At 63.6% G+C, this 19,081-nt stretch carries 17 protein-coding genes; 5 read left to right on the plus strand and 12 right to left on the minus strand.

Annotation, left to right across the window (positions count from 1 at the left end; all coding sequences use genetic code 11):
• Positions 1–7: 7 nt before the first annotated feature.
• Both P3T18_RS09110 and P3T18_RS09115 read left to right on the plus strand, forming a co-directional pair.
• Positions 8–265, plus strand: coding sequence for an accessory factor UbiK family protein (locus P3T18_RS09110; protein WP_154564624.1), 258 nt, complete (start codon positions 8–10; stop codon positions 263–265).
• A 117-nt stretch (positions 266–382) separates the two neighbouring features.
• On the plus strand, positions 383–1,966 hold the full coding sequence (locus P3T18_RS09115; RefSeq protein ID WP_429299583.1) for a YifB family Mg chelatase-like AAA ATPase: 1,584 nt from the start codon (positions 383–385) through the stop codon (positions 1,964–1,966).
• A 341-nt stretch (positions 1,967–2,307) separates the two neighbouring features.
• Here P3T18_RS09115 and P3T18_RS09120 read toward each other — a convergent pair whose 3' ends face one another.
• Positions 2,308–2,811: a hypothetical protein gene (locus P3T18_RS09120; RefSeq protein ID WP_429300077.1), complete on the minus strand. Its 504-nt coding sequence runs from the start codon at positions 2,809–2,811 to the stop codon at positions 2,308–2,310.
• Between the two features lie 349 nt (positions 2,812–3,160).
• Here P3T18_RS09120 and P3T18_RS09125 point away from each other — a divergent pair, with 349 nt between their 5' ends.
• Positions 3,161–3,691: a TlpA disulfide reductase family protein gene (locus tag P3T18_RS09125; RefSeq protein WP_429299584.1), complete on the plus strand. Its 531-nt coding sequence runs from the start codon at positions 3,161–3,163 to the stop codon at positions 3,689–3,691.
• A gap of 73 nt (positions 3,692–3,764) precedes the next feature.
• Here P3T18_RS09125 and P3T18_RS09130 read toward each other — a convergent pair whose 3' ends face one another.
• The 8 genes from P3T18_RS09130 to ugpQ form a co-directional block, all read right to left on the minus strand.
• The gene (locus P3T18_RS09130) at positions 3,765–5,120 is read right to left on the minus strand and encodes a sigma-54-dependent transcriptional regulator (protein ID WP_429299585.1); all 1,356 of its coding nucleotides are present in this window, start codon (positions 5,118–5,120) and stop codon (positions 3,765–3,767) included.
• Between the two features lie 16 nt (positions 5,121–5,136).
• Positions 5,137–7,146, minus strand: coding sequence for a sensor histidine kinase (locus P3T18_RS09135; protein WP_429299586.1), 2,010 nt, complete (start codon positions 7,144–7,146; stop codon positions 5,137–5,139).
• 28 nt (positions 7,147–7,174) lie between these two features.
• On the minus strand, positions 7,175–8,455 hold the full coding sequence (locus P3T18_RS09140) for a dicarboxylate/amino acid:cation symporter (protein ID WP_429299587.1): 1,281 nt from the start codon (positions 8,453–8,455) through the stop codon (positions 7,175–7,177).
• Positions 8,456–8,822: 367 nt separating this feature from the next.
• Positions 8,823–9,893: an ABC transporter ATP-binding protein gene (locus tag P3T18_RS09145; RefSeq protein ID WP_429299588.1), complete on the minus strand. Its 1,071-nt coding sequence runs from the start codon at positions 9,891–9,893 to the stop codon at positions 8,823–8,825.
• Between the two features lie 18 nt (positions 9,894–9,911).
• Positions 9,912–10,703, minus strand: a complete 792-nt coding sequence (locus P3T18_RS09150) for an ABC transporter permease (RefSeq protein ID WP_429299589.1) — start codon at positions 10,701–10,703, stop codon at positions 9,912–9,914.
• The gene (locus P3T18_RS09155; protein ID WP_429299590.1) at positions 10,700–11,638 is read right to left on the minus strand and encodes an ABC transporter permease; all 939 of its coding nucleotides are present in this window, start codon (positions 11,636–11,638) and stop codon (positions 10,700–10,702) included. Before P3T18_RS09155 ends, P3T18_RS09150 begins: the two co-directional genes overlap by 4 nt.
• A 129-nt stretch (positions 11,639–11,767) precedes the next feature.
• Positions 11,768–12,880 (minus strand): ABC transporter substrate-binding protein, encoded by a 1,113-nt coding sequence (locus P3T18_RS09160; RefSeq protein WP_429299591.1) that lies wholly within the window; start codon positions 12,878–12,880, stop codon positions 11,768–11,770.
• A gap of 83 nt (positions 12,881–12,963) precedes the next feature.
• Positions 12,964–13,755: a glycerophosphodiester phosphodiesterase gene (gene ugpQ, locus P3T18_RS09165; protein ID WP_429299592.1), complete on the minus strand. Its 792-nt coding sequence runs from the start codon at positions 13,753–13,755 to the stop codon at positions 12,964–12,966.
• A 238-nt stretch (positions 13,756–13,993) separates the two neighbouring features.
• Between ugpQ and P3T18_RS09170 the strand changes: the two genes are divergently transcribed.
• Positions 13,994–14,764, plus strand: a complete 771-nt coding sequence (locus P3T18_RS09170; RefSeq protein ID WP_429299593.1) for a DeoR/GlpR family DNA-binding transcription regulator — start codon at positions 13,994–13,996, stop codon at positions 14,762–14,764.
• A gap of 25 nt (positions 14,765–14,789) precedes the next feature.
• On the opposite strand, the gene P3T18_RS09175 is transcribed toward P3T18_RS09170, so the two are convergent.
• Entirely contained in the window at positions 14,790–16,457 is a 1,668-nt protein-coding gene (locus P3T18_RS09175; protein WP_429299594.1) for a Na/Pi cotransporter family protein, read from the minus strand.
• 209 nt (positions 16,458–16,666) lie between these two features.
• On the opposite strand from P3T18_RS09175, the gene P3T18_RS09180 reads away from it, so the two are divergent.
• Positions 16,667–17,350, plus strand: a complete 684-nt coding sequence (locus P3T18_RS09180) for an HAD family hydrolase (protein WP_429299595.1) — start codon at positions 16,667–16,669, stop codon at positions 17,348–17,350.
• 36 nt (positions 17,351–17,386) lie between these two features.
• On the opposite strand, the gene P3T18_RS09185 is transcribed toward P3T18_RS09180, so the two are convergent.
• Complete coding sequence (locus P3T18_RS09185; protein WP_429299596.1) at positions 17,387–18,259, minus strand: ABC transporter permease subunit; 873 nt, start codon at positions 18,257–18,259, stop codon at positions 17,387–17,389.
• On the minus strand, positions 18,256–19,053 hold the full coding sequence (locus P3T18_RS09190; RefSeq protein ID WP_429299597.1) for a taurine ABC transporter ATP-binding protein: 798 nt from the start codon (positions 19,051–19,053) through the stop codon (positions 18,256–18,258). The genes P3T18_RS09185 and P3T18_RS09190 overlap by 4 nt, the downstream gene beginning before the upstream one ends.
• Positions 19,054–19,081: the final 28 nt, after the last annotated feature.

Genomic DNA, 19,081 nt, shown 5'->3' on the forward strand with positions numbered 1-19,081 from the left:
GAACACCATGAAACAACCGAACGATGTCTTCAACGATTTTCAGGCTCGCATGAGCGAGCTGTTCAAGAACTCGCCGGCCAAAGATGTGGAGCGCAACGTGAAAGCCATGCTGTCGCAAGGCTTCTCCAAACTCGATCTGGTCACGCGCGAAGAATTCGATACGCAGACCCAGGTGCTGGTGCGTACGCGCGCGCGTCTCGAAGAACTCGAACGCCGGGTCGCCGAACTCGAACAGAAGCTGCCGGTTACGACACAAACGCCGTAAAGCCGTGCTCGCAGCCAACTAGCTGCGTCGAGCTGCACATCACTGGCAAGCGAGCCGTGACGTCATCAGCGTTTTAGGGGGCGTGCGCGCAAGGCGCGCTGTCCGACGGGAGAAAACATGTCGCTTGCCGTGGTGCGCAGTCGCGCGCCGGCCTCTGGCCGCGCGCCCGAAGTAACCGTCGAGGTCCATCTCGCCAACGGATTACCTTCGTTTTCCATCGTCGGGCTTCCCGATCTCGAAGTGCGCGAGAGCCGTGAACGGGTCCGCGCGGCGCTGCAGAACTGCAACTTCGATTTTCCCGTCAGACGCATCACCGTCAATCTGGCTCCTGCCGACCTTCCGAAGGAGTCGGGACGCTTCGACCTGCCTATCGCGCTGGGAATCCTCGCGGCCAGCGGACAGATTCCAACCGAAACCCTGCTCGATCGCGAGTTCGCCGGCGAACTTTCGCTGACCGGCGCGCTGCGGCCCATGCGCGGCGCGTTCGCGATGGCGTGCGGCACGGCGCGTAGCGCGGCTTCCCGCGAAGCGGGCGGCGGCGACGCATTCACCGGCAATACGGAGCGTTCCACCCGGCGCGTTCCACAACTCTATCTTCCGGCGGCCAGCGCCGCCGAAGCGGCGCTGGTACCCGGCGTGGATGTGTACGGCGCCGCGGACTTGCCGTCGCTCTGCGCGCATCTGGCCGGCGAAGCCGACGCCCAATTGCGGCCGGTCGCCGCGCCAGAACCCATCGAGCTTGCGAGCGACACGCTACCCGACATGTCCGACGTCATCGGCCAACGCGCCGCCCGGCGTGCGCTGGAAGTCGCGGCGGCGGGCGGGCATCACGTGCTGATGGTCGGACCGCCCGGCGCCGGGAAGTCGATGCTGGCGGCGCGGCTGCCCGGCCTGCTGCCGCCCATGACCGACGACGAAGCGCTCACCTCGGCGGCGCTGCTTTCCGCGAGTCGCGCCGGATTCAGCCCGGCGCAGTGGCGGCAACGGCCATTTCGCTCGCCGCATCATTCGTCGAGCGCGGCGGCTCTGGTCGGCGGACGCAATCCGCCGCAGCCGGGCGAAATCACCCTGGCGCATCTGGGCGTGCTATTTCTCGACGAATTGCCGGAGTTCGAGCGGCATGTGCTCGAAACCTTGCGCGAGCCGCTCGAAGCCGGCCGCATCACCATTTCACGCGCCGCCCTGCAGGCCGACTTCCCCGCAGCGTGCCAGCTGATCGCCGCAATGAATCCCTGCCCGTGCGGATGGCGTGGAGATCCGAACGGCCGCTGCCGCTGCACGCCCGAGATCGCGGCGCGCTATCTGCGCAAACTGTCGGGGCCACTGCTCGACCGGATCGACATCCAGATCGAAATTCCCGCGTTGACGCCTGCGGAGTTGTCCGCGCGAAAAACCGTGTCCGGCGAGGCGAGCGCGGCCATCGCGCGTCGGGTCGGCGAAGCGCGCGAGCGTCAACTCGCGCGTCAGGGCAAACCGAATCGGGAACTGGGCGGCCGCGAAGTCGACGAGGTGTGCCGGCCGGACCAGGCGGGCGAATCCTTATTGCGCGAAGCCGGCGAGCGCTTTGGCTGGTCAGCGCGTGCTTACTATCGGGTTTTGAAGGTGGCGCGCACCATCGCCGACCTCGCCGGCGTGGCGACGCCAAGCGCCGCGCAGATCGGCGAAGCGATCCAGTATCGGCGCGCGTTCCAGTCGGTATAAGTAGAAAAAACGGCTGTCAAGACTTGACTTATGCACAAGTGCGCGATCCAGATAGATTTTGATACATCTGAAAGGTCCATCTTGGGCATAACTCAAAAGGCATTGATTCGATTGACTTTTTTCGGTGTCCCCGTTTATCTCGAATCTGACAGGATGCCCGTGGCTTGGGCATCCGCGGCAAAAAACGGCGAGTTCTCAACAGAGTTATCCACAGGCGATGTGGCTAACTCAAAAACTTCAACGTAAACCGGGAATTAGCGCGCGTTGCTGCGAAGGAACTTTCACTGCGCGCCGCAATTCACGTCGAGCCGCATCGGACAAAACTACCGTTTTTCGTGCGCTCAATAAAGTTGGAACGAAGAGAAAAACTGGTCGATCTGTTCCTGCGGCAGCGGTTTGGAAGCGATGATCGCGGCCTGATAGACGTGCCGTCCGCGCGCCACGATGCGCGCGTAGACCGTGCGCGTTTCGTGCTGGGAACCGGCCGCGCCGCTCACGTGCATTTCGAGGCCCAGCACCTGACCGCCGGCGGCCAATGGAATCTGCACGGCACGGGCGTCGGGCGCGGCACCGACGTTGCGAGCGAGTCCGGTGCGCAGGAAGTCGAGCGCGGCACGCTGGGTCTGTGGGTCGTCGGACGGCAGCATGACGGTGCCCACGGCGAACACGGCGTCGCCGGCTTCGGCCGTCTGCATGGCCATCTGCATCGGCGTACCGGCTATCCGCACGGCGCGCTGATCGTTGCCGGGCTTGGCCGGCAGATCGACGGTGTAGCCATTGTCGTTATTCATGATGGTGCGCCAGTCGTAGGTGGGCGAACACGCCAGCAACGCACCGCTCAGCATCAGGACGGCAGCCGCCTTGCCCACTCTGACTCCGACTGGCGGCACGCCAGCCGACGCAGCGTCGAACCTCGGAACGACCGGCGAGCCAGGCGCGGCAAGCAGACCACGGACAGAAAAATCACGAACTACGGTACGGAAAACGTTTCGGAGCATGGGGACAGAAGACCGGACTAACGAAAATGTAATGCCCTATTATCCGCTGCCGGCCAGCGCCCTGCCGTAGCGCCGGCATGAGGCCGGGATCGGGGCTACAATCGGCGCTACAATAGCAACGCTGTGCAGCACCGGGCGCAATGCCCAAACCGTCGCACTGTCCCGCGCGTTCCGCGCGACTCCCGAGGTTCCGTTCATGAGCTCCAATCCGTCTACCGCCGCGCGCCGCGCGAGTCCGATCCGCTACATCGTCATGGCCGTGGTTGCCGTGGCGCTCGCCGTTGCGGGCTACTTTGCCTTCGCCGGCCAGCAACGCGTACCGGACGCCACCTTCACCTTGTTGTCCGGCCAGAAAGTCTCCACTGCCGACCTGAAAGGCAAGGTCTATCTCGTCAACTTCTGGGCGACGAGCTGCGACACCTGCATGAAGGAAATGCCGCAGATGGTTCAGACGTATAACCGCTATAAGGGCAAGGGTCTGGAATTCGTCGCGGTCGCGATGAACTACGACGCGCCGATGTACGTGGCCAACTACACGCAAACGCGCCAGTTGCCCTTCAAGGTCGCCATGGACGACGGCTCGGCCGCCAAGCAGTTCGGCAATGTCCAGCTGACGCCGACCACCTTCCTGGTCGACAAGGACGGCAAGATTCTCAAGCGCTATGTGGGCGAGCCGCAGTTCGCTGAACTCGACCAGCTGCTGGAAAAGGCGCTGAACGCCGCCTGAGTCTGAAAGCGGCTCGATCGGAGCCAAAGCTGTATTGCATTGAACAGGCCGGCGGCAACGCGCTGCCGGCTCCTCACCGCTCCCCTTCCCCTTTGGCTGCAAGGCCATATCGTTTGATCTTTTCGTAGAGCGTCGCTTTGCCGAGTTGCAGCCGGTCTGCCGCAACCACCACGACGCCGCCCGCCTGCTCCAACGCCTCCGCGATCACCGCCCGCTCGAATTGCTCGACACGCTCCTTCAGCGGCTGCGTCGCCGCGCCGTCGTCGGTGGCGAGCGACATAACGGGATCGTCCGCGACACCGAGCACGAAACGGTCTGCGGCATTGCGCAATTCACGCACATTGCCCGGCCAGTCGCGCTGCATCAGACCGGCGCGCTGACGATCGGTGAGTATCGGCGCGGGACGCTGATAACGCACGGCGGCGTCCAGCAGAAAATGCTCGAACAACGGCACGATGTCTTCGCGCCGTTCGCCCAACGGCGGCAGCGCGATCGTCACCACGTTGAGGCGGTACAACAGATCGCGACGGAACGAGCCGTCCGCGACATGTTCGGCCATGTCGCCTTTCGCCGCGGCCACCACGCGGCAATTCACACGGATCGGCTGATTCGAGCCTAGCCGCTCCAGTACGCCGTCCTGCAACACGCGCAGCAGTTTCACCTGCAGCGCGAGCGGCATACTTTCGATTTCGTCGAGGAACAAGGTGCCGCCCGACGCGTGTTCGAGCTTACCGATCCGGCGTTTTGCCGCGCCGGTGAACGCACCGGGTTCATAGCCGAACATCTCCGACTCGAACATCGGCTCGGGCAAGGCGCCGCAGTTCACCGCGATAAACGGCTTGTCGCGACGCGGCGACATTTCGTGCAGACTGCGCGCAATCAGTTCCTTGCCCGCACCCGTGTCGCCGTTGACGAGCACCGACGCGTCCGTCGGCGCGACATTGGCGATCAGACGCCGCACCTGTTCGATCGCCGGACTGCGGCCGATGATGCGCGGCGCCACCGAATTCTGTTCCGCGAGTTCGCGCCGCAGCGCGAGGTTCTCCAGCACCAGCTTGCGGCGCTCCAGCGCACGCCGCACGGTTTCGATCAGACGCTCGGACGCAAAAGGCTTTTCGATGAAGTCGTAGGCGCCGTCGCGCATGGCCTGCACGGCCATCGAAATATCGCCGTGACCGGTAACGAGAATCACCGGCACATCCGGCGCGCGTTCGTGACATTGCGCCAGCAGTTCGAGGCCGCTCGCACCCGGCAAACGGATGTCGCTGACGATCACGCCCGAGAAGTCCGCGCTGATCATTTTCGCGGCCGCTTCCGCCGTCGCATGGCCCATCACCTCGAAGCCCGCCAGTTGCAGGCTCTGCACGCCGGCGCGCCGCACGAGTTCGTCGTCTTCGATATACAGCACTTGCGGGCCGTGGTTCAGCATGTCTTTCTCGTTCGATTCAGGAGCCCGTCGTGAGCGGGTCCGTTGTGTGGCTGGTCGGGACGCGCGCGCGGCGTAGCGTCAGTACGAATAATGCGCCACCCTCCGCTGTGTTGCGCGCTACCAGCGTGCCGCCACAGTCGCGTGCAATCGACGAGGAAATCGCCAGGCCGAGGCCCAATCCCTGGCCCATTTCCTTCGTCGTGAAGAAGGGTTCGAAAAGGCGCGGCAAAACGTCGTCGGGAATGCCGGGACCATTGTCGCGCACGTTGACCGACAGGCTCGCGTCCGTCACTTCCACTTCGATCGAAATGCGCGGTACGGTCATGCCGGCGGTGGCGTCGAGCGCGTTGCCGATGAGGTTGATCAACACCTGCTCGAGCCGCAGATCGTCGCAGTTGCCGATCAGGCCGGGATGATCGTCGGCGAGGTTCAACGGCGCGCGCGCGCCGGTGTCGGTGTCTAGCGTGGTGAGTTCGACCGCCACGCCTTGCAGGCGCTTCTGCAGCAACGCTATCGCGTTGCGCAGCGCACGCACGATCGGTGCGCGCGCGCTGCGCGGACGCGCTCGGCCGACGAACAGCTTGAGCTGATTGGTGATCTTGCCCATGCGCTCGGTGAGCGCCGCGATCGCTTCGAGGTTGTCGCGCGCGGAGGCATGGTCGCCGCGTTCGAGAAACACGCGTGTGTTGTCCGAGAAGCCGCGCAGCGCCGCCAGCGGCTGATTCAGTTCATGCGTGATGCCGGCCGCCATCTGACCGAGCGCGGCGAGCTTGCTGGCCTGGATCAGTTCGTCGTGCGCGGCGCGCAACTCCTGCTCGGCACGCGTGCGTTCGGCCACTTCCTTTTGCAATTGCTCGTTCGCCTGCGAGAGATCCGCAGTACGTTCGGCCACGCGTCGGTTGAGTTCGGCGTAGGCCTTCTGCAGCAGCGTACGGCTGCGCATCACTTCCCGAACCCGCGCGCGACGCATGCGCCAGTAGAACGCGAACAAGGCCAGCGAGACGTAGCCGAAAGCGGTGACGATCGTCGCATAGCGCGCGTCGGAGTCGACCGGGTCGACGGGCGACATCGTGAGCAGATGCCAGTCGGGCTCGCCCATGCCGCGCCGCGACGCCAGAAAGCGCGGCGCATAGCGGCCGCCGCCGATGCGCACGATCTGCGCATTGCCTTCGAGCGTTCGCTCGATGCTCACGGGCAGCGGCGGAATCGGCTGCTGTGCATATTGGCGCGCCTGATAGATCGAGTCCGCGACCTGGCCGGACAGCGGCCGGATCGTGTGGTATTTCCACGCCGGCACCGAAGAAAGAAAGATCACGCCATGATCGTCGGTGACGACGAGCGGCTCGGACGCATCCGCGCCCTGAAACCATTCGAGATCGAGTTTGACCACGGCCACGCCGACGATCTTGCCGTCGCGTCGCACGGGCTGCGAGATGTAATAGCCCGGCGCCTGCGAGATCGTGCCGATGCCGAAGAAGCGGCCCACGCCGCCCTTCACCGCGTCGAGAAAATACGGCCGGAACTGATAGCCCGCGCCGATGAAACTGCCCGGTCCGCGCCAGTTGCTGGCGGCCACGCAATAGCCGTCGAGTGGAATGATGTACGTGACCGTGGCGCGCGCGTGGCGATTCAGGTCTTCGAGGTAGAGATTGGCCCGCTGCACATTGGCCGGACTCGGATCGACCAGCACGTCCTGAACGATCGGATGTTCGGCGAGCAGATAAGGCAGCGACTCGTAGCGCTCGAGCGTGCTCTTCAGTGCGTTGGTGGTGCGATCGACGCGCACCGAGGCGTTGCGCCTGAGGTTGTCGATGCCGCGCTGCCAGGCAAACGTGTAAGTGAGACCGCACGCCGCCACGAGCCCGGCAAGGAGCACGAAGAGGATCAGCAGGCGACGCGTCACGTTGGCAATATCCGATCGGTGAGGATCGGATATTGTGGCATACGAGGCCGCGTCGTCGTCCGGCGTGCCGTCGTGCAAGCCCGCGAGCGGCGCAGCGGATCGGCGTGTTGCCGCCGGCTTCATGTGCGCCGCCCCTGGACCGTGTTCCGGCTTAAACGCCGGCCGGCTCTTTGACCGTCACGTCACCGCGCAAGGCGGCCTTCAGCTTGTTGCGGTCCAGTTCCTTTTCCCATGCCGACACCACGACCGTCGCCACGCCGTTGCCGACGATGTTGGTCAACGCGCGGCACTCGCTCATGAAGCGGTCGATACCGAGAATCAGCACCATGCCCGACAGCGGAATGGTCGGCACCACGGCCAGCGTTGCCGCCAGCGTGATGAAGCCCGCGCCCGTCACACCGCTTGCGCCCTTCGAGGTGAGCATGGTCACCGCGAGCAGCGTGAGTTGCTGCGTCCACGTCAGATCGGTGTTGGTGGCTTGCGCGATGAACAGCACGGCCATCGTCATGTAGATGTTGGTGCCGTCGAGGTTGAAGGAGTAACCGGTCGGCACCACGAGGCCCACCACCGAGCGCGAGCAGCCGAGGCGTTCGAGCTTGAGCATCAGTTGCGGCAGCGCGGCTTCGGACGAGCTCGTGCCCAGCACGATCAGCATTTCTTCCTTGATGTAGGCCACGAAGCGCAGGATGTTGAAGCCCACCGCGCGCGCGATGATGCCGAGCACCACGACCACGAACACGATCGACGTCAGATAGAACGTGCCGATCAGCTTGAGCATCGGCAGCAGCGAGCCGATGCCGTACTTGCCGATGGTGAACGCCATCGCGCCGAACGCGCCGATCGGCGCCAGCTTCGTGATGATGCGCACGATGCCGAACAGCACGTGCGACAGACCGTCGATGAAGTTCGTCACGACCTTGCCGCGCTCACCCGCCGTGGCCAGCACCGCGCCGAACAGCAGCGCGACGAGCAGAATCTGCAGGATTTCGCCCTGCGCGAAAGCCGACGACAACGTATCCGGAATGATGTGCATCAGGAAGTCGACCGTGGTCTGGCCGTGCGCCTTCGCGGCGTACGACGCGACCGCCTTGCCGTCGAGCGTGGCCGGGTCGATGTTGAAGCCGACACCCGGCTTCAGCACGTGCGTCGCGATCAGGCCGAGCACCAGTGCGAACGTCGACACGATTTCGAAGTACAGAAGCGCCTTGCCGCCGACGCGGCCCACTTTCTTCATGTCTTCCATGCCGGCAATACCCGTCACCACCGTACAGAAGATGATCGGCCCGATCACCATCTTGATGAGCTTGATGAAGCCGTCGCCGAGCGGCTTCATGTCGACGGCGAGGTTCGGATAAAAGTGGCCGAGCGCGATACCGATGATGATCGCCACGATCACCTGGACGTACAGCACTTTGTGGATAGGTTTCTTCACGATGTTTCCTGCGATGTGGATGAGCTCAGGGCCTGCCACGCTGCGCATCATGCGAACGAATGATCGTCACGCCTGTGCACGGCATTAGGCCGCGACAAGACGACGAATTCAGAGATACCGGGAAGGGAAATCGGACATCGTTGTCTCCTTGCTTTAGTTGTCGGGCCGTTGCGGCCGCGTCTTTTAATTTGCAAGGTCGATGCCAGCTTGATACCAAGCCTGGCGCATTGATTTATTTGGGTTTTTTGACGTGCTAGACAACGAGGCGTCCGGGATTCCGGAAATCCGGACAAAGCGTGTCGGGATTTCCGGAATCGGCCCACACCCAAACTTCGGGAAAACCCGGAGAGCCTTGCAGGCCGTGGCTTTACGCCCCGCCCTCTTCCAGCACCAGCAGATTCTCGTGCGAAAAACCGAGCGACACCGGCTGCCCACGCTCGGGCAAACCGCGGTTCGGATCGTTGAAGACGTCGAGCGAAATCACGGCGTCTTTCACGCGGGTCCGGATGCGCACCACCGCGCCGAGGAAATTCACTTCTTCGACGGTGGCGTTGAGCGTGTTGCGGCCCGGCGCGGCCGGTTCCAGCACGATGGCTTCGGGACGCAGCGCGAGCAGGCGCTGCTTGCCGGCGTCGTCCGCGGAAAGCGCTTGCGCGGTGGTGAGTTCCTGCCCGTCCACGGCCATGCGGCCGGTTTTCGGATCGACCACGTGTCCTGACAGAATGTTCAGCGTGCCGACGAACGACGCCACGAAGCGCGTGCGCGGATAGTTGTAGATTTCCGACGGCGAGCCGACCTGCTCCACACGTCCCTCGTTCATCACGACGATACGGTCGGAGATCGACAGCGCCTCTTCCTGATCGTGCGTGACGAAAATCGAGGTGATGCCGAGTTCGCGTTGCAACGCGCGGATGTCCTGCCGCAACGAGATGCGGATCTTGGCGTCGAGCGCGGAAAGCGGTTCGTCGAGCAGCAGTACCTGCGGCTTGCCGGCCAGCGCGCGCGCCAATGCCACGCGCTGCTGCTGGCCGCCCGACAGCTGCCATGGATACCGCTCGCCCAGATGCGGCAGCTTGATCAGTTGCAGCATCTCGTCGACGCGCTTGCGAATTTCCGCCTGCGGACGGTGCGCGATCTTCAGACCGAAGCCGATGTTGTCCGCCACCGTCATGTTCGGAAACAGCGCGTACGACTGGAACACCATGCCGACTTTGCGCTGACGCGTGCGCAGATGGGTGACGTCCTTGTTGTCGAGCCGGATCACGCCGCGCGTCGGCGATTCGAAGCCCGCGATCATGCGCAGCACCGTGGTCTTGCCGCAGCCCGACGGTCCGAGAAACGTGATGAACTCGCCGCGCTCGATCTTCATGTCGAAGTGATGCAAGGCCGTGTTCGTTCCGAAGGCCTTGTGCAGATTTTCGATTTCGAGGAATGCCATGTTCGCTGCCTTAGTCCGTCAAATTTTCTGGCCGCTGAGCGCGCGGGCCGAGCCGAATACCTGAATCAGTCCCATCGACGCCCACGTGATCACGAACGCGATGATCGCGAGCGCCGAGGGCTCGTAGGCGCGGTTCGCGCCGATCAGCTGCAGATACGGGCCGAACGCCGGACGGTCGAGCAGACTCGCCAGCGTGAACTCACCGATCACCACGGCAAAAGTGAGAAACGCGCCGGACAGGATGCCCGAGCGGATGTTCGGAAAGATCACCTTAAAGAGAATGGTCGGCCAGCCGGCGCCGAGACATTCCGCCGCTTCGGTGAGCGAGCGCACGTCGACGGCACGCAGGCCCGCATCCACGGCGCGATACATGTAGGGCAGCGACAGCGTGACGTAGCCGAACACCAGCAAGACGTCGGTGGCGCGTTCGTTGCCGGTGAGCGGCAGGATCGAACTGCTGTTGTAGATGCGCAGATAGCCGAACACGATCACGATGGCCGGCACCACCAGCGGCAGCAGCGTGATGAACTCGACGATCGGCCGCAGCCGCGGCAAGCGCAACTGCACCCAGTAAGCCGTCGGCACCACCAGCAGCACGCCGACGACGATCGTCAGCACTGCCATCAGGATCGAATAACCGAACGACGCCTGGAAGCGCGGGTCGGCCAGCACCACGCTATACGCCTCGAAGCTGTAGACGCCGCGCTTCATGCGCAGACTGAACTCGAACGTGGCGATCAGCGGAATCAGAAAATACAGCGCGCCGACGATCATCGCCGTCCATGCGCCCACGCGGGATTGGCTTTTCATCGACGTCCCCTTTCGGCCCGCGAACGCAGCCAGATATAACCGCCATTCGACAGGCCCGTCACCAGCACCATGCCGAGCGCGAGTGCGTAGCCGAGATTCTGGTTGTGCATCACATCACCGCGAATCTGCGCGTACAGCAGGATCGTGACGATGTTCAGCGAACTGCCCGTCAATGCGTAGGCGGTGGCCACCGCGCCGAACGAGTTGGCGAACAGCAGCAAGGTGGCGCCGAGCACGCTCGGCCACAGCACCGGCAAGGCCACGTGCCGCCAGTACTGGAACGCCGTGCCGCCGAGGCAGTCGCAGGCCTCGCGCCACTCGCGCTTCAGACCGTCGAGCGCCGGCGTCACGATCAGCACCATCAGAGGAATCTGGAAATACAGGTACGTCAGCGTCAGCCCGGAAAAACTGAGCACGCTGAAGCCGGTGGAATAGAGGTTGAAGCCGAGGTATTTCTTCAGCAGCACGGTCACGAGACCGACGCGTCCCAGCGTGCAGATGAAGGCGAACGCCAGCGGCACACCGGCAAAGTTCGACGCCACGCCGGAGAAGGTCATGAGCGTGGGACGAATCCAGCCGGGCAGCTTGCCTTGCACCGCCGCCCATGCAAGCAGCGAGCCGATCAACGCACCGCCCAGCGCCGAGGCCGCGCTCACCTTGAAGCTGATCCAGTAGGCGTCCAGCACGGTGGGCTGGAGCAGTTCGCGAAAGTTGGCGAGCGTGAAGTGTCCTTGCGGATCCTGGAACGCGCCCACCATCAGAAAGCCGGTCGGCAGGATCAGGAAAAGCAGCGCAAAGGTGAAAAACGGCACCACGCCGATCCAGCTGAGAACCTGCGCCGTGCGGTCAGGACCGTTCACGCGCGGCGTCGGCGTGGGCACAGGTGGGACCTGCAAATCCGGCCGCGCCGATCCTGTTTCCGATGAAGCGCTCATAGCTCACCCTGGAGGCAATCGCAAAAGCCAGACGCGCCGCTCGATTCGAGCGGCGCGTCGTCTTTGATTCGATACATAGCCATTGACGGCGGCGTCGTAACGCCGCCGTCAATGCGCGAGTCGATACGCTTACTTGACGTTCGCGCCGACGGCTTCGTCCCAATGCTTCGTGATGGTGTCCTTATACGCGTCCTGCTGGGACAGCGTCGGGAACACCACGTTCTTGTAGGCCGACGGCGGCGGCAGCTTGTCAAGCAGCGCTTGCGGAACCTTCTTCGCTGCAACCATTTCGTTGTAGCGCATCGGGTGGCAATAACCCGTCAACCAGCCGATCTGGCCTTCGTCCGAATACAGGTATTCCATCCACAGCTTGGCCGCGTTCGGATGCGGTGCGAAGGCGCTGATTGCCTGCACGTACACGCCAGCAACAACGCCCGTCTTCGGAATCACGACCTGCACCTTCGGATTGCCCTTGAGCGTGTCACGATCGGCCAGCGCGTTGTAATCCCAACGCACGACGATCGGCGTCGTGCCCTGTGCGAGCGACGCGGCCTTGCCGATCACCGGCACGAAGTTGCCGCTCTTGTTCAGGTTGGCGAAGTATTGCAGACCGGCCTTGTCGGCCTTGCTCACATCGCCCTTGCTTTGCGACAGACCCGCTGCGAACACGCCCTGGATGGCCTGATTCGCCGAGCGCGGATCGCCGGCGAGCGAGACGGCATTCTTGTAATCCGGCTTGAGCAGATCGCTCCAGTCGGCCGGCGCCTTGTCGATCATGTCGGCGTTCACTTCGAACGACAGCACGCCGTAGTAGTCGCCGTACCAGTAACCGTCGGCGTCTTTCGATTCCTTCGGAATCGAGTTCCACGACGCGACCTTGTACGGCTGCAACAGACCTTCGGCCTTCGCGCTCGGACCGAACGACAGACCCACGTCGATCACGTCCGGCGCTTGCGGACCCTTGTTGCCCTTGTTCGCTTTGATGGCTTCGATTTCATCGCCCGAACCGGCATCGGGATTCAGTTCGTTGATCTTGATGCCGTACTTCTTCTGGAAGCCGGCCACCAGTTGACCGTAGTTGCACCAGTCGTGCGGCAAGGCAATCACGGTGAGCTGGCCTTCCTGCTTGGCGGCGGCAACCAGTGCGTCGAGCGGCGCGGCCGTTGCGCTGTTCACGCCGGCTGCGGCGACACCGGCCACGGCCGACATCGAAAGTAAGCGGGCTAACGCGGTGCGGTTCATAGTGTTCCCCATCCTCTGCCGAAATTGCTACGTTTGGAAAATTTCTGATTGACCTTCTTCGAGCGCGCGAACGCGCGCCCACGTCACGCTCGGCCCGGATTCGCCGTGTCCGACAACATGTCGGATTCGAGTGTATCGATGCGATCTGTACAAATCATGTCGACGCCCCACTGGGCGATCAGGCGCGCGCGTTCCGGATCGTTCACGGTGTAGGCCAGCACGCGCAGTCCGGCCGCGCGAATCTTGGCGACCAGCGTCTCGGTCAGATAACGATGGCTTGCATGTAACGACACGCAGTCGAGTTCGCGCACGATGCGCAGCCAGTCCATCGGGACCTCTTCGAACAGCATGCCGCGTTGCAGCGAAGGCGCGGCGTCGCGCGCGGCGGCCAGCGCCTCGAACGAAAACGACGACAGCAGAGGCGGCGTCTGCCCCTGCCACAATTGCAGCGCGCCGCTCGCGACCAGCCGGCCGGTGATCTCGTCACGGCCCGGACACGGCTTGATTTCGATGTTGGCGGCAATGCCGTCGCGCGCGCAACGCCCGGCCGCTTGTGCAAGCGTCGGCAAACGGGTGCCGGCAAATTCCGCGCCGCGCCATGCGCCGGCGTCGAACTCGCTCAACTGCTGCCAGGTGTGATCGGCGGCAGCGCCATGACCGTTGGTGGTGCGCTCGAGCGTGTCGTCGTGCAGGAGAAAGAGTTGGTTGTCGGCTGACAGCTTGGCGTCGAATTCGACCATGCGGTAACCGTAACGCACGCAGGCATCGAAGCCGGCCAGCGTATTTTCCGGCGCCAGCGTGCCGCCGCAACGGTGCGCGACCAGCCGGGGATACGGCCAGTCCGCGGATGAAGCGCGATCGTTTCCGTTTGCCACGTTCCGATACCTTTCAGAATGAGCGGATCAGTAAGCGCTCGACACGTAGTCGACTACCGCTGTTGCGATGAATCTGCGAAGGCTAAATTCAAATACACAAACTTGCAAGCTGCCAAAAAAATACAACACAATGCAGCTAAAGTAGTAGGCTTGACATGCTCCGGACACACATCCGTGTCCACGATACCGTACTTAAAACACGCTACGCGAACGCACATTCGCAGCCAGGGAAAATTGCATGTGGCAGGAAGACCGTCATCAGAGAATTCGCGCTTTGTTGTCCACGCTGCAACGCGTGTCGACCGAACGGATCATGGCGGACCTGGGCGTGTCGCGCGAAACCGTGCGCCGCGATCTTCTCGATCTCGAAGCGCTCGGTGAACTGCGGCGCGTGCATGGCGGCGCGATCAAACCCGCCGACGAAGCGCCGATTGCCGAACGCGCGCACATGCGCGTCAAATCCAAAACGTCGATTGCGAAGGCGGCCACGGGATTGATTGCGAGCGGCCAGACTTTGTTCATCGACGCGGGCACGACCACGGCGGCGCTGGCCGAAGAACTGGCGAAGCTCGCGAACCTGACGGTCGTCACGAATTCGATCGACGTCGCCATGAAAATGCGCGGCGCGGTCGAACAATCGGACGCGGCCAACGAAGTCATCCTGCTCGGCGGCTCGATCAGCGATCGCGCCATGGCCACCACTGGCGCAACCACGGTGCTGGACATCCAGCGTTATCGCGCCGACATCGCCTTGCTCTCGCCGGTCGGTGTCGATCATCGCCACGGCGCAACGAATTACGATCACGCCGAGACCGAAGTGGCTCGCGCCATGGTGGCGAACGCGGACCGCGTGGTGATACTCGCGGACTACAGCAAGATCGGCCAGCGCAGCCGTATTTCGTACTGCCCGGTAGACCGCATCGATGTGCTCGTCACCAACAAGAAAGCCGCAGATATCGCCGAGTTCGCGTCGCTGAAAAAGAAGCTCGAAGAAATCGTTCTGGCGTAAAAGGCCGCGCCCGCTCGCGAGCGGCCTACTCCTTCACATACATCGTATCGAGCGAGCGCTTGCGCAGGCGTGTGTCGTGCAGCGCACCGGCCGCGTCGAGAACCGGGTACGCCGTCGAACAGAACAGCGAATTGAGCCGCTTCATGTCGCTGATCAGATCCAGATGCAGCGCGCTCGTCTCGATGCTGCGCAGGGTCTGTCCGGACAGGCGGTCCAGATGCTTGTACGAATACGCGCGCTCCAGATCGCGGAAGCGTTCTTTCTCGGCCAGCAGACGTTCCGCGCAACGCAGATCGTTGTTCAGGAATACCGAGAGTCCGAGTTGCAGATTGGAGACGAGGCGCGTCTGCAGGTCGTCCAGTTCGCCCAGACCTTCTTCGGAAAACGACAGACGGTGCGCGATTTTCTTTTCTTCGATGTCGCGCACGATCCGCTCGATGATGTCGCCCGCATGCTCCAGATTGATGGTCAGCGAAATGATGTCGGTCCAGCGGCGGCTGTCAGCTTCGTCGAGTTGCTCGCGTGAGATCAGCGTCAGATAAGTTTTGACCGCGGCGTAGAGTTCGTCGACGTCGTCGTCCTTCCGCACGGTCTCGCGCGCCTTGTCGAGATCGTTGTGATGGATCAGGTCCGTCACGTTGTCGAGCATCTCACGCACGATGTCGCCGATCCGCAGTACCTCGCGGGCGGCGTGCGCCAGCGCGAGTGTCGGCGTGGACAACGCGGCGGGGTCCAGATGCAGCGGCCGCAATTCGCCGTTCGGCATGGGACGATTCGGCAAGACGCGCGTGCAGACGCGCGCAACGGGATCGATCAGCGAGAGGCAAGCGCAGCAGCGCAGCGTGTTGTAGATGAGATGAAAGCCGACCGTGGCCTCCCGCGGATTGGCGATCAGCACCGGCAGACCGCGCGCGAGCAATGGCGCGAACGGCAGGATCAGCAGCGCGCCGGCCAGCTTGAACGCGAAGCTGCCCAGCGCGAGCCGCCGCGCCGCCGCGTTTTGCGCCACCGTGCCGAGCAACGCCAGCAGGCCGCTGCCGAGGTTGGCGCCGATCACGAGGCACAGCGCCACCTTCAACGAGATCACGCCCGACGACGCGAGCGTCGCCGTCAGCAGCACGGCCGCGAGGCTCGAATAGGACAGCATGGCGAAAGCGGCGCCGACCAGCGCGTCGAGCATGGTGTCGCCGGTCAGCGCGCCGAACATCACGCGCACGCCGGCGCCCTGCATCATGGGTTGCGCCGCTTCGACGATCAGATGCAGCGCCAGCAGTATCAGACCGAGGCCGATCAGCGTGCGCCCCGCCTGACCGATACGCGTCTGCTTGCGCGACAGAAACAGCGGTACGCCGAGGAGGATCAGGATGGGCGAGAGCCAGGACAGATCGAGTGTGAGCACGCGCGCCATGAGCGCAGTGCCGACATCGGCGCCCAGCATGATGGCGAGTCCGCTCGTGAGCGGCAACAGTCCTTGTGCGGCGAACGACGTGACGATCACCGCCGTGGCGTTGCTGCTTTGCACGAGGCTCGTGACACCGACGCCCGCGAGAAACGAGCGCCAGCGGCTGCTCGTACTACGTCCGAGCACGCCACGCAGGTCGGCGCCGAGCACTCGCAGGATGCCCGTGCGAACGATGTGCGAACCCCAGACGAGCAGCGCAACACCGGCCAGAAGGTTAAGGAGAATCAACATAACGCACTACTCTTCCATTCCTGCTGCCATGACCGAACCGAATGCCGAGCGCGTCGGCAGTGGAGCGTATATGACAGTAGTGTTGCACATTTTTGCCTTATTGTAATTTTGTGCTTTTAAATATACGCTCGTGCAAAACTGTGGATTACTGTGCACCGGCCGGACGTCGTCGCGTGTTCGCTCCCCCACTCAACCGACGAGGACTCTGGATGAGCCGCAATCTTGCGCTATTCGACCTGGACCATACGCTGCTGCCGCTCGATAGCGACCAGGCGTGGGCCCACTTCATTGCTGACCTGGGGATCGAGGGCGCGGCGCGGCACGCAGAGGAAATCGACGGGTACTATCGGCAGTACGTGGCGGGCACGCTCGATATGAGCGCCTATCTGAACTACACCCTGGCGCCGCTCGCGCGTCATTCGCGCGAACAGCTGGATGCGTGGCACTCGCAGTTCATGCGGGACATCATTGCGCCGGCCACCCTGCCTGCCGCACTCGACCTCGTGCGGCGTCATCACGAAGCGGGCGACCTGTGCTGCATCGTCACCGCGACCAACGAGTTCATCACGCAGCCCATCGGCAAGGCGCTCGGTTTCGAACATCTGCTCGGCATCCAGCTCGGCACGGAAGGCGGCGATCCGCTCGGGCGCTTCACCGGCGCGGCGCTCGGCGTGCCCACGTTCCGTGAAGGCAAGGTCACACGCACCGAGAGTTGGCTGGCGTCGCTCGGTCATGCATTGCACGACTTCCCGCAAAGCTATTTCTATAGCGACTCCATCAACGATGTACCGTTGATGGAGCGCGTCACGCATCCGGTCGCAACCAATCCGGATGCAAGGCTGCGCGCGATTGCCACGGACCGTGGCTGGCCCGTGATCGAACTGTTCGAGTAAGCGCGGCTTTGCTGTGCGGGTCCGCGTGCATCGGAATTAGTGACGGCCCTTCCACGGCACCAGACGCCGTTCGAGCGCGCGCATGCCGAGATCGAAAAGCCATGCGATCAGGCCGATCAGCAAGATGCCCATCACCACGACATCGGTGCGTAAAAAGCTCGACGCGTTGAGCACCATCTGACCCAGGCCGGCCGTGGCGGCGACCATTTCCGCCGCGACCAGCGTGGTCCAGCCGAAGCCGATGGCAATCCGCAAGCCGGTCAGAATCTCCGGCAACGCGGCGGGCAACACCACGAAGCGCACGATCTGCGAAAAGCGGCCGCCGAGCGAGTACGCGGCATGAATCTGCTCGATGGTCGCGCTGCGCACACCGGCTCGCGCGGCCATCGCGATCGGCGCAAAACAGGCGAGATAGATCACGACGATCTTCGCCGTCTCGTCGATGCCGAACCAGATTACCACGAGCGGCAAATACGCCAGCGGCGGCAGCGGCCGATAGAACTCGAGCGGCGGATCGAGCAGGCCGCGCGCCACGCGGCTCACCCCCATCAGAATGCCGACCGGCACCGCCGTGACAGCCGCCAGCGCGAACGCGCCGAATACGCGCAAGGCACTCCATGCCAGATGTTCGGAAAGCGGCAGGCCGCCCTGAATGCGTCCGTGCCAAGCGTCGATGAATGCGCGCCACACGGCTTCCGGGGTCGGCAAAAAAAGCGGCGGCAGCCAGTGCAGGTGCGTGGCGAGCCACCAGAGCGCTGCGAGCGTCGTCACGGAGACGACGCTGAGTGCCGCAGTCGGACCCTCGCCCGGCAGATGCCAGCCTCGCACGGGGCGCGCTTTGCGTTGCGGCGGCTCGCCGGATGGCGCGAGCGCTATGCCGCTGCGCAGCGATTCACGCGACGCCGTCATGACAGCACCTCTTCCCCGTTGCGCTGGTGCAAACGCTGCACCAGCCGTTCGCGCCACTCGATGAAGTCCGGCGCGGATTTGACCGCGCGCGCGTCGCGCGTATCGAGAAAGCGCTGGGCGAACGGCAGATCGTAGCTGTCGGCAATGCGGCCCGGCCCTGGCGTCATGACGACGAGCCGCGTCGCCAGAAAGAGCGCTTCTTCGACGCTATGCGTGATGAAGAACACTGTCTTGCGCGTACGGCCCCAGACATCGAGCACCAGTTCCTGCATCGACTCGCGCGTCATCGCGTCGAGTGCGCCCATGGGTTCATCCATCAGCAGCACGTGCGGATCGCTGGCCAACGCGCGGGCAATACCGACGCGCTGCTGCATGCCGCCCGACAGCGCATAAACCGGCGCGCGCGCATGCTTCGCCAGGCCGACGAGCGCCAGTTTCTCCATCGCGATCTGTTCGCGTTGCGCCTTCGGCATGCGCTGAAAACGCAGCCCGAGTACGACGTTGCCGAGCACGTCGAGCCAGGGCATCAGCGCGTATTTCTGGAACACGACACCACGATCCGCACCCGGACCGAGTACCGGCTCGCCGTTCAGACGCACCTCGCCCGCTGTCGGCTGGATGAAGCCCGCAATGCAATTGAGCAGCGTGGTCTTGCCGCACCCCGACGCGCCGAGCGCGACGACGAACTCACCGGGTTCGATCCGCAGATCGACGTCCGCGAGCGCCACGTGAGGTGCCGCGCCGCGAGCGCCTTCGTAAGCGACTTCCAGCCGCCGGATATCAAGACCGCTCATTGCCGAACCTCATCGTGACGATGTTCCG

The organism is Paraburkholderia sp. GAS199, assembly GCF_050436585.1.
Lineage (GTDB): Bacteria > Pseudomonadota > Gammaproteobacteria > Burkholderiales > Burkholderiaceae > Paraburkholderia.

Coding starts and splice junctions, on each gene's coding strand:
- P3T18_RS09185 (WP_429299596.1), bottom strand. CDS start 18,259: ATGACGGCGTCGCGTGAATCGCTGCGCAGCGGCATAGCGCTCGCGCCA.
- P3T18_RS09135 (WP_429299586.1), bottom strand. CDS start 7,146: ATGAAGCCGGCGGCAACACGCCGATCCGCTGCGCCGCTCGCGGGCTTG.
- P3T18_RS09120 (WP_429300077.1), bottom strand. CDS start 2,811: ATGCTGAGCGGTGCGTTGCTGGCGTGTTCGCCCACCTACGACTGGCGC.
- P3T18_RS09180 (WP_429299595.1), top strand. CDS start 16,667: ATGAGCCGCAATCTTGCGCTATTCGACCTGGACCATACGCTGCTGCCG.
- P3T18_RS09175 (WP_429299594.1), bottom strand. CDS start 16,457: ATGTTGATTCTCCTTAACCTTCTGGCCGGTGTTGCGCTGCTCGTCTGG.
- P3T18_RS09155 (WP_429299590.1), bottom strand. CDS start 11,638: ATGAGCGCTTCATCGGAAACAGGATCGGCGCGGCCGGATTTGCAGGTC.
- P3T18_RS09115 (WP_429299583.1), top strand. CDS start 383: ATGTCGCTTGCCGTGGTGCGCAGTCGCGCGCCGGCCTCTGGCCGCGCG.
- P3T18_RS09190 (WP_429299597.1), bottom strand. CDS start 19,053: ATGAGCGGTCTTGATATCCGGCGGCTGGAAGTCGCTTACGAAGGCGCT.
- P3T18_RS09110 (WP_154564624.1), top strand. CDS start 8: ATGAAACAACCGAACGATGTCTTCAACGATTTTCAGGCTCGCATGAGC.
- P3T18_RS09145 (WP_429299588.1), bottom strand. CDS start 9,893: ATGGCATTCCTCGAAATCGAAAATCTGCACAAGGCCTTCGGAACGAAC.
- P3T18_RS09150 (WP_429299589.1), bottom strand. CDS start 10,703: ATGAAAAGCCAATCCCGCGTGGGCGCATGGACGGCGATGATCGTCGGC.
- P3T18_RS09170 (WP_429299593.1), top strand. CDS start 13,994: ATGTGGCAGGAAGACCGTCATCAGAGAATTCGCGCTTTGTTGTCCACG.
- P3T18_RS09130 (WP_429299585.1), bottom strand. CDS start 5,120: ATGCTGAACCACGGCCCGCAAGTGCTGTATATCGAAGACGACGAACTC.
- P3T18_RS09125 (WP_429299584.1), top strand. CDS start 3,161: ATGAGCTCCAATCCGTCTACCGCCGCGCGCCGCGCGAGTCCGATCCGC.
- P3T18_RS09160 (WP_429299591.1), bottom strand. CDS start 12,880: ATGAACCGCACCGCGTTAGCCCGCTTACTTTCGATGTCGGCCGTGGCC.